Consider the following 13655-nt stretch of genomic DNA (forward strand, 5'->3'; position numbering starts at 1 on the left):
CAATACGAATACAGCTCTGCTGTGCGGCGGTGCACTATGTTTTAAAGGAGGGTGTGCGAGAATGACGGTAACATCCCGTTGTGACCCCTACGGATGAAACGCGATATCAAAAGGACGCATGTTGATTTTTAAGCGCTTGAAGGACATCTACAACACGCTTGGCCCGCGATTACTCGCCGGTGTGCTGCTGGTCTTCCTCTGTGTATTTGTTGTGATGTTTCCGCTGGCGGAGCGTCGTGCCTATCAACAGGAAGTGTCGGCGGTTGGTGAGGTGTTGAGCAGCCTTCTCGATGCCCGCGCGCGAGCGCTGGATAATCACATAGGTCAGTACGAAAGCGACACGCTTTTCCTGGCGAACACGCCGCCCATCTCTGGCATTATGCGCGCCTTGGAAAATTCCGGGGAAGACCCCGACACCCGCAGCAACCTGCAAGACTGGCAGCAGCGCTTACAAGAGATTTTTAGTGCCTACATGTACAGCCGCGGTGAGGTGCGTCAGCTGCGCTTTATCGGAATGGATGATGGTGGGCGGGAATTAGTGCGCGTCGACAGTGATGGCGAGTCCGTTCAAATTATTCCCCAGTCTCAGTTGCAGCAAAAAGGCCACAGTGACTACGTTAAAGAATCGAGCAAGCTCAATGAAGGCGAGGTGTATTTTTCGCGGGTTAATTTTAACCGCGAGCGCGGGAAGATCGAGCGCCCACTTTGGCCCACGCTGCGAATAGCGACGCCGGTTTTCGACGCGCAACAGCGTTTGTTTGGCGTGGTCGTGATGAATCTGGATTTTAGCTATAGCCAGCGATTGATCCGGGAAGATCTGCCGCAGGGCTACCGAGTTTACCTCCTTGATGAAGAGCAGCATTTTTTGTTGCATCCCTACAGTGAAAAAACCCTGGCCTACGAACTTGGGCCGTCCTATCAGTGGGGGCAGGCCTTCGATGCGCCGATGGCCGATGGCCTGAGGCCCTATCGTGAGCGCGGTGGGGAAGCCACTTGGTACTCACTGAAACAGCGATTGACCTACGATGACCGCCATTGGGTCACGTTGGTTGTCGCCGCCGATCAAGCGCTGGTTGATGATGCGGTATTTCGCATGCTGCGTTTTAATGCGGCGGTTTTTGTGTGCTTTACGCTGATCACCTTCATATTACTTCTTCAGTTCGTTGTGAATATGCGCCGACGCGACGAAGCCATTGAGCGAAATGCGGAGCGAGTCGCGATTATTGATGGCAGTAACGATGCCGTGATCGCGGTCAGCCTGGATGGCGTGGTGATTAGCTGGAACGCAGCGGCAGAGTTGCTGTTCGGCTATCGCGAAGACGAGGTGGTAGGGAAGACGACGGCGTCACTGATTTTGCCGGATGACTGCAGAGATGAAGAGCAGCTTTTTCTAAAGCAGATGCGCGCGGGTGTGCCTGTGCCGCATGTGGAAACGCACCGGAAAGATAAATCGGGTAACCGTATTGAGGTCGCTATTAATGTCTCGCCTGTGAAGGTCGCGGGTAAAATAACCAGCGCGGCGATGATCGTCCGGGATATCAGCCAGGAGAAGGAATCGCGCAGCAAATTGCGCCAGCTCAATGAGTCCCTTGAGGAGGTGGTGGCCCAGCGTACCAAGGACCTGAGTGAGACCTTGGCAACTCAGCGGGCAATTCTTGAAAAGGCCGGCTACGGAATTATCGCCAGCGACCCCAGGGGCAAAATCACCCTGTTTAATTCCGCTGCGGAAAAAATGCTCGGCTATCGCCAAGAAGAGGTGGTAGGCCAGCGCTATATCAACAGCTTCTTTGTCGGCGACGAATTTAACCAGGCCCTGCGTGACAAGGCGATTGAGCAGGGCGGTGAGCTCGATACCTATTCGCTTTTAAAGGCGGGTTTCAGCGATGAACGAGAGTGGGTATTTCGTCGACGGGATGGGCAAGAGTTCCCAGTGTTATTAAAAACCGTGTCGATGCTCAGCGACGAGGGGGATGTACTGGGCTTCCTCAGCGTGGCCGTGGACTTAACCACCCGCAAGCAAGAACAGCGCGAGTTGGAGCACGCCAGGGCGGTGGCGGAGGACGCCAGCAAAGCAAAGAGCGAATTCCTCGCCAATATGAGCCATGAAATTCGCACACCGATGAATGCGGTGCTGGGGATGCTAAACCTATTGGATCATACCGGCCTCAATGCAAGGCAGCACGATTATGTGCAAAAGGCCAGTGGCGCTGCCGAGGCCTTGCTGGGGATCATCAACGATATTCTGGATTTCTCCAAAATCGAGGCCGGTAAGCTGTTGCTGGACCCTCACCCCTTTAGCGTGGACGAGGTCTTGCGCGATATCGCCAATATACTGAGTATGAATGTTGACGAAAAACAACTGGAAATACTCTTCAATGTGGACCCGGCCATTCCCAGTCAGGTGTGTGGTGATGCCCTGCGTATCAAGCAGGTGCTTATCAATCTCGCCGGGAATGCCGTGAAGTTCACCGATAGCGGCGAAGTGATGATCAGTGTGGTGGTGCAGCACCAGCAGCGCCAGCGCATTGTTTTGGGTTTCAGCGTTCGTGACACCGGTATTGGCATGTCGGTTGAACAGCAGCAGCGCATTTTTCAGTCCTTCTCTCAGGCCGAGGCGGGAACGACCCGTCGATATGGCGGCACGGGGCTCGGCCTAGTGATCTGTCAGCGCTTGATCCGCATGATGGGTGGTGAACTCGAAGTCGACAGTGAGGAAGGCCGCGGCAGTACGTTTTCATTTAGCCTGTTGTTAGAAAATGTTGAAGGGGCAGAGCGCTCGGCACCGCGTGCGCGTGAACTCTCTCAGGGTTTACAGGGTCTTCGTATACTGTGTATTGATGACAACGCCAACGCGCGACAGATCATCTCTACCAGTTGCGAGTCGATGGGCTGGCACTGCGACGAAGCGGCGGATGGCGAGTCCGGCGTGGAAAAAATCCGCGCTGCCTCGACGCCTTACGATGTGGTGTTTATCGATTGGATGATGCCGGGCATGAACGGCTGGCAAACCGCTGAGGCGATCCGCCGCGAGCAGGGTGAGCGCTGTCCAAAACTGGTGATGGTGACCGCCCACGCGAAAGATGTATACGCGCAGGAAGAGCGCGAGGGCGGCAGCCCGATGGATGGTTTTTTGATGAAGCCGGTAACCGCCTCAGATATTTTCAATGCGGTTAGCGAAGCGCTGACACATGCTGTGGCACCGAGCTTGCCGGCGAGGGCGGAGCCGGTAGAGGCAGTCTCCGAGGTGGATGACAGCGACAAGAACCAGGTTGTCAGGCCTGTGGCGAAGGGTTCGCTGGCAGGTATGCGCCTGTTATTAGTGGAGGACAATCTCACCAACCAACAAGTGGCGCGGGAGCTGCTGGCATTGGAGGGCGCTGAGATCGAGTTGGCTGAAAACGGCTTGGAGGCGCTGGAGCAAATACGCACGAGTGCATCGCCCTTTGATGCTGTATTGATGGATTTGCAAATGCCTGAGATGGACGGCCTGACAGCGACCAGGAAGATTCGTCAGGAAATGGGTCTGGTAGATTTGCCCATCATCGCGATGACCGCCAACGCCCTGCCATCTGATCGCAAGGCCTGCTTAGACGCAGGAATGAATGATCATGTAGGCAAGCCTTTTGAGCTGTCTGAATTGGTTGATGCCGTGTTAAAGGCCGCGGGGCGAGAGGCAGTGGCCGATGAGTCAGTTGTGGTTGAGCGTGTCGAGCCCGATTTGCCAGCATCACCGGAGGGCTTCAATTTTAAGGAAGCCTTGCTGCGCATGGGGAATAATCGCGGCTTGCTGGCCACACAGGCGCGACGATTTGCCGACAGGCATTGCGGCGATCTCAAACTGGTTGAGAAAAGTCTGCGTGGAAATAACGCGCCGCTGGCAACTCGTGAACTGCATACCGTGCGCGGTGTTGCTGCCACGCTGGGGGCTTCGGCGCTGGCGCAGATGCTGGGTGATCTTGAGGATGCTTGTAAACAGGGGGCAAGTGCCGATGCCCTTGCTGAGGATCTTCAGCGTGCAGACGCCGAATTAAAACGCGCGTGTGCCGTTTTTAGTGAGTTGGCGAACCAGTTGACGCCCGCGCCCAGTGCGGGCGATGAAGGGCATACCAAGGTGGATGCCGCGCAGCTACTCAAGGGTTGTGAGGAGCTAGAAGCCCTCCTTCGGGACAGTAATATGCGCGCGATGGCCGTGCACGATACGCTCCGCGCGGAAGGGGGCTTGGCAGCGGTCGCCGGAGCCGAGATACTGGCGGAATCCATAGCGAGTCTCGATTTTGCCGGCGCCCTTGCTGCGCTGGAGCGTGTTAAGGCAGAGCTCGACGCACAAAACAGTAATACGGAGCTGTAAACAATGACGGAAAAGGCACTCGACTGGGTGAAGCCGATGTTGCGGTCGCTGCCAAAGCTACTGCTCGTCGACGACCAGCCGGTGAATATCCAGACCCTCTATCAGATTTTCGCTGACGATCACGAAGTGTTCATGGCGACGAGTGGCGAGCAAGCGCTGGCGCTGTGTCGAGACAAACAGCCCGATCTGGTATTGCTGGACGTGATCATGCCGGGTATGGATGGCCTGGAAACCTGCCAACGCTTGAAAGAGGATGCCGATACCGCCGACATTCCTGTGATTTTTGTGACCTCGCAAAATAGCCCCGAAGAGGAGACCCACGGCCTGGAGGTGGGGGCTGTCGACTTTATTAGCAAGCCAGTAAACCCCGCAGTGGTTAGAGCTCGGGTAAAAACGCAGCTCACACTGAAAGCGCAAACCGATGCGCTGCGCATGCTTGCTTCCCTGGATGGTTTGACCGGCGTGCCCAATCGACGCATTTTCGATGAGCGGCTGGATGCCGAGTGGCGGGCATGTCGCCGTTCAGGGTCGCCCCTTTCGTTGCTGATGGTTGATGTTGATCACTTCAAACTCTACAACGACCACTATGGCCACTTGGACGGTGACCAGTGTTTGAAGGCAATAGCATCGGCGTTGGCTTCCAGTGTTGAGCGCGGACGCGATATGCTCGCCCGTTTCGGCGGTGAGGAATTTGTCTGCCTGTTACCGGATACCGACCTGGAGGGCGCCAAACATATTGCCGAAAAATTGCGTCAGGCCGTTGAAGGGCTGGCGATCCCCCACGTTGAATCGAAAACGGCGGCAACGGTAACGGTGAGTCTCGGGGTTGCCACCACCGCCGAGTGCGATGCACTGGAGCCGCCGGACCTGCTCAAAATTGCCGATGAGCAGTTGTATCTTGCCAAGCAATCTGGCCGCAACCGCGTCTGTGGCGTGCAATTTCCGCTAGCTCAGCAAGCCGAGTCGTGACATGAACCCGCTAATGCCCCACCTTGCCCGGGTGCTTTCAAGTACGTCCTTACTTTCCTTGCGGCGGGGCTACCACAGCGCGAAGCGGCGTTTGGCAGGTAGGCCGCATACGCTCGATGTGTTCATTCGCGTTGATGACCCCTACAGCTATTTACTATTGCAGGTGATGGACGATGTCTGCTCGCGCTTTAATGTCGAGGTAAAGTGGTGGGTGATCGTCGAGTCGCCCGAGGACATGTACCCGGAAAAAACCATGTGGCGGGAGTATGCCTGTCGCGACGCTGAACATCTTGCCAGGCTATACAACTTAGACTTTCCCTCACAATTGCCCGCGTTAGAGCAGGCCGCTATCGACCATACGGCGGTATCCCTTCTATCGTTACCCGTAGACGATTTTCCGCGGCAAGCGCGCGGCCTGCTGGCGGCGCTCTGGCAGGGACGGATGCCGACGCAATTACTCGCGTTGGATTCCTGGGCCCGTCAGTGCCTGGCGGAAAATTCTCAACGCTTACAAACGCTGGGGCATTACGCTGGGGCGATGATTTACTGTGCGCCGGAATGGTATTGGGGCGTGGACCGGCTGGATCACCTTGAACGGCGGCTTATTACCGAAGGCGGCGCAAAGCGGCCGGATGAAAAGGCGGTGTATACGCGCAGCTACAGCGGTTTTTGTCGCGGTGAGCGCGCCGATGTTGTCGATCCCGATCTGCCCTTAGTGCTCTACTGGTCTGCGCGCAGCCCCTATTCATACTTGGCGCTAGAGAAGGCGGCGCAGCTGAGTGAGCACTACGGCATCGCGCTTGAGGTGAAGCCGGTGCTGCCGATGATGATGCGCGGGATGCCTGTACCTCCTGACAAGAAAATGTATATTTTTCATGACACGGTTCGGGAGGCGGAAAAGCAGGGCCTGGAGTACGGTTTTGTTGCCGACCCGCTGGGCGATGCCGTGGAGCGTTGCTATGCACTTTGTGACTACGCGGAGTCTAGCGGACGCTTGCTACCGTTTTTGCTTAGTTTTGCCCGCGGCGTAAATGCTCAAGGCATTGATGCCGCCAGCGATCGTGGATTGAAGCGTATTATTCAGCGCTGTGGTTTGGATTGGGAGACGGCGCGACAGCAACTCGGCAATGACCACTGGCGGGGCGCGGTGCAAAAAAACCTGGAAGAGATGTATGCCATGGGTTGCTGGGGCGTGCCGAGTTTTCGCTATGGCGAGTTAGTGCTATGGGGGCAGGACCGCATTGGCATTGTGGAAAATGCCATGATAGGTAGCGCGGCCCTGCATCGCTGCTAAGCGACCTGTCGCTTAGCTTAGGCGAGCAAATGTTTTTGCCAGCAGCTGTGATAACAGGCCGGGAAATGCGCCGCTGACAATTTTAAATACCCTCGCGTCGACGCCAATGCAAATACTGCGCTTGTTGCGCTCTATCGCGCCTACAATGCGCTGCGCGGCGTAGTGTGCACTCACGCCAACGCGCTGCGCCAGTCGCATATTTTTCTCTGCCTGCTGTACATCGTCCGATTCTTTGAGTGTGGCCAGAATCATATCGGTCTTAATGGCTCCCGGATGAATACAGCTGACGCCGATTCCCTCGCCACTCAGTTCCGCGCGTAACGAATCACTGAATTTTTGCAGGGCCGCTTTGCTACTGCTGTACGAACACTGGCTGGGAAGACCGAAGAATGCTGCCATGCTAGATAGGTTGACGATGTGTCCTTGTCCGCTGTTTCTGAGCAGCGGCAGCAATTCTCGACTGAGAAACACAGCACTAAAAAAATTCAGTTGGAAGACCTTTTCCCAATCCGCTTGGCGGTGATTTTCAGTACTCTTCTGCAGAGTTATCCCTGCGTTGTTAATCAGAATATCAAGCGATGTGTACTGCTCTTTCAGTGCATCGACTAGATCAATCAGCTGATGGCGGTCGCAGAGGTCGGCGGTGTGACAAGAAATTGTGGCACCTTGTCCCTCCAGTGAATCCGCTAACTGTTTGAGTGCGTCGCCGTTGATATCAACCAGTGCGAGGTGGCAGCCTTTACTGGCCAGAAGCGCCGCCAGCGCACTGCCGAGGCCACCGGCGGCGCCAGTGATCAAGGCCGTTTTAGCTGTAAAAGAGTTCATCAATTCGCTCGTAAAAAAAGGGCGGTGGCCGGAGGGTGGGCCGGACACCACCTAATAACAGGAAGGTTAGAAGGTTTTACGAAGTTCTATGCCGTAGGTGCGCGGGTCGCCGAGCACAGTAGTGAGTGTGCCGATACTGTCTCCGGCGGCTACCGCACCAATGTCGTAGCGCTCGTCGGTCAGGTTTTTCACATAGGCGGCAATGCTCAGGTCATCGGCGTCGTTGCTCCAGCTCAGGCGCGCGTCGAAGAGCACATAGGCATCGGCATACGTGAGTGCTTCCTTGCGTTTTGACGCCTCCCACGCGCCTCGGTCCAGGCCGAGGTAAATATCGCTCTTATAGCTGGCGTCTAGTCGGGGCACGAAGCGACCGAACTCGGTATTGAGCGTGTACTGGATACCCAGTGCCGCTGTTTCTTCCGGCGATACTGCAAATTCTTCGTCAGAACGGTCGATGGGAACAAACTCACCACGAAGCGCCAGGGATTTCAGGTCGTTATCCATGAATTCTTCATAGCGATAATTGTTGTTGCTGTAAGTGAAGTTGACCATGGTATTCATTGACGGGAACCACATTACCTCCAGTTCGGCACCTTCGATTACTGATTCACCCGCATTTTGCGAGCCAACTACCAAGGTGTTGTTCGAATCAACATTTACAGTGATTAGGTGCATGTTCTCAAACGTCATGGAGTAGGCCGCAAGATTGATCCGCAGAGAGCGTTCTAGCGCATCGATCTTGATACCGATTTCGCGGTTTTCGAGCTCTTCGGGTTCAACTACGCTCAGGCCGTCTAAGCCAAATGGCTCCTGGAAGCCTGACTTAAAACCGTTGCTCCATGTTGCGTAAACCATCGCCGAGTTGATGATGCTGCCGTCAAGCAGTTCCTCGGGGAAGATATAGGCGGCAGAAGCCATCGGTGTGAATTGACGGAAGGTGTCTTCTCGCTGGTCGATTTTCGCATCGCCTAAGGGCGCTCGAATATCGCCAGTGAAACGTTCGCGCAAGATGTTGTTGGCAATGGTGAGTGGGTCTTGTGACCAACGCCCCAAAAATGCCATGGCCCCCATATCTGGCAATACCGGAACAAAGCGTGGGTCTGCACTAGAAATGATGGAGGTCACTTCAGCGAGGTCGGCGCTGCGGGTAACCAAGTAGGAGTCGCGCGTCTCTTCGGTGTAGCGCCCGCCCAGCGTAACCTCTAGGTTGTCGGTGATGTGCCATGTGGCTTGAGTAAACGCAGCAAAGGTTTCACCGTCGATTTCAAAGTCCTGAACGGTTGCCAATGGCAGTGCGCCCGCGACCAAAGGTAGTGTGCCACCGGGAACAAGACCAGTCAGTGTGTTGAGCAAGTCACCGACAACGCCAATGTCTACACCTTGCTGGCCAGCTGCCAAACCAAGAAATTTGGTGGGCTCGGCACCGACGAGTGGGTTGGCAGTGTTAAAGCGCTCGGACTTGTATTCGTCTTGCCAGAAGATACCCGCCGCGTAGTCGACACTGTCGAACAAAACGCCGTTGAATTGCAGTTCAAAGGTAAGCGATTCTTGCAGGCTGTCGTCGAGTAGGTCTGCTCGCAAAAACTCAGCTGGCCCGCCTTCGTCTGCGGTCGTTTGCGGGTTGAATTTCGTTGCGTCGCGGTAGCCCAGAATAGACTTCATGCTGTGGTCTGCACTGAACTGGTAGTCAAAGGTCAGGCCGAGCATAAGCTCGTCTTGGTCTTTTTTCTGACGCTGACTATCGCCTTGATTGGTGTGCAGGTCTGCCTGTGACTCGCGGGAGTTTGCCTCACAATTGTCTTTGTAGGCCGAGGGGTTGTTTGGGTCTGTGTCACCGGGCCAAAGTATGCCGAGGCCGTTCACAAAGAGGGCATCTTCGTTGACAATCCGACAGTTGTACGAGGGGAAATTTTCCCGCGTGCGGCCGACAAAGGCAAAACCGTCGATGGTTAAATCATCGCTTGCCAGCCAGCGCGTTTGGAAAATGGCAGACAGCCGATCGATCGACTGATTTTCCCGGCCGGTGGCGTCCTTCAGGAAGCCGTCGCGGCGGCGGGTGTTTACCGATATGCGGGTCAGCAATTCATCATTGATGGGTAAGTCGACCGCGGCCTGCAGGCGCTGCTCATTGTAGTTACCGAGACTGCCCTCAATATAGCCGCCGAATTCTTCTCCCGGTTTTGTCAGGGTGAAGACCAGGGCACCCCCGGTATTGTTCTTACCGAACAGCGTTCCCTGCGGCCCACGCAGAACCTGAACGCTGTCTACATCGATGGTATCCAAAAGCTGGCCATCCGGACGTGGGATGAAAATACCGTCTAAATACACGCTCACTGACGGGTCGAAGCGCGCAAAGGGCGCTCGCTGGCCGATGCCGCGAATAAAAATTTGTGGCGATGTGCTGTTATTGATTTGCAGGCTGGGCACCGACTTACTCAACTCCTGAGCGCCGAGTATGCCCTGCTCACGTAGCGAGTCCCCGGTGATCGCGGTGACGGCGACCGGCGTTTCCTGAATGCTCTCAGCGCGTTTTCGCGCGGTGACGATCACTTCTTCAATCACGCCCGCGGAGCTGCCTTGGTTCGCCGCCACGGCGGGGGGCAGGGTTGCCGCCATGAGTCCTGCCAGTGTGAGAGGAAGGCGGTGGTTTTTCTGCGTTTTCATAGAACACACCTTTATCATTATCTGCATAGGTTTAAGGGTTAAAGTTGCTTGAGTACCGTTGGCAGAAGCGGCCGCAATATCGGCCGAAGTGGCCAGAGTAGACGCCTGACGCTGGCAAAGAGCGTGTGCATTTCCTGCTGGTAGTCTTCGAAGCTGTGCCGTTGATAATTCAGCAGTGCCTGGGACTCGCGCGTATCCATCCAATGGGTGTAGAAATTTGCCTGTCCGTGAATACCCTCTGGTAGTGGCAATCCCAGCGCTTGAAACGCGGTATTGATGAATTGCCGTTGATTGATTTGGCAGCGTTCCCCGCCACCGAGTAAAAGTGTTTTGGCTTGCGCGGCGGGGCAGCTCAGTGCTCGACTAATCGCTAGCGCGACATCGCGGGGGTGAATGTATTCCAGCGGCGTGTCAGGGTGAATCTCCAGCAGCTGTCGAAGCACCTCGCGCTCTGTTCGCGTGGTGCGAGCATCTACCGAAACCCCCACTCGCATAATCACCCAGGGAATAGCCGATTGCTGAAGGTATTGCTCAACTGCCAGCTTGTGCTCGGTGTATTGGTCAGTGGCGATCACCGGGTCTGCACAATGGCGCAGTGGCGCCTGGCGTTGTGAGTGCCCGAACACGGTTACCGACGATGGAAAGATAAACAGCGGGGCCCGCGACTGCGCTTGCGCCTGGTCGATAAGTGAACAGCTAGCGTCGACGTTTACCCGATGAGCGACAGCGGGTGCACGCTCGGTTAAGGGGGGCAGTATTGAGGCGAGGTGGACGATGGCATCCATGTCGTCGACTAGCGCCGCGTGCTGGGTGCTATCAGTGATATCGCCCAGCAGGATTTCACAGCGTGCTTGATAGGGTTTGGCTAATTGCCGCTGTTGTGGCGCATCCAGGTCGCAGCAGCGCAGCTGATGGCCGTCGGCCAATAGCTGTTCCACCACCAATTGCCCCAGGTTACCAAACGCCCCTGTTACCAGTACTTTCATCGGGCGAGGCCTTTGCCTTTACGGCGAGCTTGTGAACAGTGCGACTGCATAATGTCTCGTTATTTTTTGTAACTGGTTTACATAAGTTGCTCGGCAAGATATATAATTGCGTTACATAAGTCAACGTCGCGGCGTCGACGCCACGCTCGCCATACAAGGCGTGCATAGGAAGAAATAGGCTGGGTTAGACGAGGTTAGGCGGGATAGTTTTTGCGAAAGGTGGCGGCGCCCATGGCGGCAATTTGGTAATCGATCATTCGATCGAAGGCGGCGAGGATGTCGGTATAGTTGCTACTGTGGTCAAGCGCATTCAGCGCGGCCACCGCGGCCTCGATGGTTGATAGACCGTCACTGCGGGGGGACTTTCGGATGCGGTATTGGCTGGGCGCCGAAGGGCTAATAGCGAGGCAGGGCAACTCTGTGAGCCAGGGGTTCAAGTGCAACAGTCGCCGTACTTTTCGCCAGCTGCCATCGAGCAACAGTATTTGGGAGAACTGACGTTGCTGTGCTTGCGCCGCGCTGAGCGGGTTTTCGCCGGGAAAGATTAGCAGGCATTGCTTGCGCCAGTCTGGGCCCAACAAGGCCTCGGGCTGAAAATACTCGCCGACGACTAATCGACTATCTTGTATGGAGCGCTGCAGTACCGGGGCCGAGGAGAGAGCATGCCGTGCCTCTTTCGGGTCTTGTAGAATAATCAGCTCATATGCACAGCGGCGCGTGACAATAACGTCGCACAGGCAGGTTTTCGTTGGGCGGTTGCATGCGTCGCAGTGTGAGCGTGCCAATGGAGTCTCCGGTTAAGATGTCGCGCGTCGTTGAGGCTACCACTATAGAGGAAAAGGAATTCATGGCGCACTGGACCCCGAATGAAATTGCCGACTTGTCGGGCAAAACTGTGCTGATCACTGGCGCGAATAGCGGCATCGGCTTTGAAACGGCGGCGCAGTTGGCGGCGCGCTCAGCGCGGGTAGTCGTCAGTTGCCGCAGCCAGGAAAAGGCCGATCAAACGCTGCAGCGCATTCAGCAGCTTGTGCCTGGCGCGCAGCTATCGGCGATAACCATGGAGCTGTCTGACCTGGATTCAGTTGCCCGTGCGGCTGACGCGTTTTTGTCCACACATGGGCAACTCGACTGTTTGGTAAACAATGCAGGGGTGATGGGCCTGCCGCTGCTGCGCAATGCGCGCGGCCACGAAATGGTGTTTGCTGTCAGCCACCTTGGTCATTTTGCACTTACCGCGCAACTGTTGCCGGCACTGCGCGCGGCGACACAGGCGAGGGTGGTCACGGTTTCCAGCCTCGCTGCGCGCAAGGGGCAGTTGCTAATGAATGATCTGCATTGGCAGCACACGCCTTACTCCAAAGTCGCGGCATACGGGCGAGCCAAATTAGCGAATCTGAGTTTTGCACTGGAGTTACAGCGTCGCTTTGACGCCGCGGGCATGGATGCCCTCAGTCTTGCCGCCCACCCGGGCTATGCGGCAACCAACGTCGCCTATGCCAGCGATGCGCCGGCGGGGTTGCGGCGGCGTCTGTGGGAGTGGATTGCGTATTTGGGTAATCGAATTTTGGCGCAGCCAGCAGAGCAGGGAGCCTGGCCAACGCTGTATGCGGCGACCTCGCCAGCGGTGAGCGGTGGTGACTATATCGGCCCAGCCGGCCCCTTTGAATTTCGCGGCCCGCCCACCAAGGTGGCGGCGGTGGCGGCAGCGCAGGATCCGGCGTTGGCAGCGGAGCTATGGCGCCAGTCTGAAGACTTATGTGGTGTGAGGTTGTTATGACGGTTATACAGTGGCACGACGGCCTGCTAATGGCCTACGCGGCAATGTCGGTGTTGGTATTTGTGGTACTGCAGTTTTTTATTAAGGCATCGTACGGTCGCCACGATACCGAGGATCGCGCCTGGTGGTGGGGGCCGGGAGTGCCGACGCGCGTGGCATGGGTGATCATGGAGGCGCCGTCGTCAATCGGCTTTGCGGTGATCTATTTTCTGGGTGACAACGCTTGGCAGCCCGTGCCGTTATTACTGTTTGCGCTGTGGCAGGTACATTACTTCCAGCGCAGTTTTATCTACCCGTTTAAGCGCAGCGTTAAGCCGGGCGATAAAACTCCCTTGTTACTGCCGCTGATCGCGCTGTTCACCAACTTTGGCATTTCGTTTCTCAATGCCAGCATACTGTCTTGGTCGTCGTTGGCGATGGATTACACCGCGGCATGGATTACCGACCCGCGCTTGATCTTAGGTGTTGCGCTGTTTTTCGTCGGCTATTACGTCAATCGTCGCAGCGATGCCATGTTGGCCGCGCTGCGCAAACCGGGAGAGAGCGGTTACAAAATACCGCGTGGCTGGTTGTATGAGTGGGTGTCGTGTCCCAATTACCTGGGAGAAATCATGGTGTGGTGTGGTTGGGCGCTCGCAACGTGGTCGTCGGCGGGGGCCGTTTTCCTATTGTGGACCTTGGCGAACTTGCTTCCCCGTGCTCTCAGTAATCACCAGTGGTATCGGCAGACCTTCGACAATTACCCGGCACACCGCAAAGCGGTATTTCCGGGTATTTTGTAGAGGGCGA

The 13655-nt window shown here is 56.1% G+C and carries 9 protein-coding genes; 5 read left to right on the plus strand and 4 right to left on the minus strand.

Annotation, left to right across the window (positions count from 1 at the left end; all coding sequences use genetic code 11):
* Positions 1 to 118: 118 nt before the first annotated feature.
* Genes HNR64_RS03785 through HNR64_RS03795 form a run of 3 tightly spaced genes read left to right on the plus strand, consistent with a single transcriptional unit; the run spans position 119 to position 6611 of the window.
* Complete coding sequence (locus HNR64_RS03785) at positions 119 to 4348, plus strand: response regulator (protein ID WP_204995214.1); 4230 nt, start codon at positions 119 to 121, stop codon at positions 4346 to 4348.
* A gap of 3 nt (positions 4349 to 4351) precedes the next feature.
* Positions 4352 to 5317 carry a diguanylate cyclase gene (locus HNR64_RS03790; RefSeq protein ID WP_204995215.1) on the plus strand — a complete coding sequence of 322 codons (966 nt, stop codon included), beginning with the start codon at positions 4352 to 4354 and terminating at the stop codon, positions 5315 to 5317.
* Between the two features lies 1 nt (position 5318).
* Positions 5319 to 6611 carry a DsbA family protein gene (locus HNR64_RS03795; protein WP_204995216.1) on the plus strand — a complete coding sequence of 431 codons (1293 nt, stop codon included), beginning with the start codon at positions 5319 to 5321 and terminating at the stop codon, positions 6609 to 6611.
* Positions 6612 to 6623: 12 nt separating this feature from the next.
* On the opposite strand, the gene HNR64_RS03800 is transcribed toward HNR64_RS03795, so the two are convergent.
* The 4 genes from HNR64_RS03800 to HNR64_RS03815 form a co-directional block, all read right to left on the minus strand.
* Positions 6624 to 7436 (minus strand): SDR family NAD(P)-dependent oxidoreductase, encoded by an 813-nt coding sequence (locus tag HNR64_RS03800; protein ID WP_204995217.1) that lies wholly within the window; start codon positions 7434 to 7436, stop codon positions 6624 to 6626.
* 66 nt (positions 7437 to 7502) lie between these two features.
* Positions 7503 to 10100, minus strand: a complete 2598-nt coding sequence (locus tag HNR64_RS03805; protein WP_204995218.1) for a TonB-dependent receptor — start codon at positions 10098 to 10100, stop codon at positions 7503 to 7505.
* 38 nt (positions 10101 to 10138) lie between these two features.
* Positions 10139 to 11086 (minus strand): NAD-dependent epimerase/dehydratase family protein, encoded by a 948-nt coding sequence (locus HNR64_RS03810; RefSeq protein WP_204995219.1) that lies wholly within the window; start codon positions 11084 to 11086, stop codon positions 10139 to 10141.
* A 194-nt stretch (positions 11087 to 11280) separates the two neighbouring features.
* A complete protein-coding gene (locus HNR64_RS03815; RefSeq protein ID WP_204995220.1) occupies positions 11281 to 11871 on the minus strand; it encodes a tRNA-uridine aminocarboxypropyltransferase in 591 nt (196 codons plus the stop codon).
* 62 nt (positions 11872 to 11933) lie between these two features.
* Here HNR64_RS03815 and HNR64_RS03820 point away from each other — a divergent pair, with 62 nt between their 5' ends.
* Entirely contained in the window at positions 11934 to 12866 is a 933-nt protein-coding gene (locus HNR64_RS03820) for an oxidoreductase (protein ID WP_204995221.1), read from the plus strand.
* Entirely contained in the window at positions 12863 to 13648 is a 786-nt protein-coding gene (locus tag HNR64_RS03825) for a DUF1295 domain-containing protein (RefSeq protein WP_204995222.1), read from the plus strand. The genes HNR64_RS03820 and HNR64_RS03825 overlap by 4 nt, the downstream gene beginning before the upstream one ends.
* Positions 13649 to 13655: the final 7 nt, after the last annotated feature.

Origin of the sequence: Spongiibacter marinus, assembly GCF_016906995.1 — a bacterium.
Taxonomy (GTDB): Bacteria; Pseudomonadota; Gammaproteobacteria; order Pseudomonadales; family Spongiibacteraceae; genus Spongiibacter; species Spongiibacter marinus.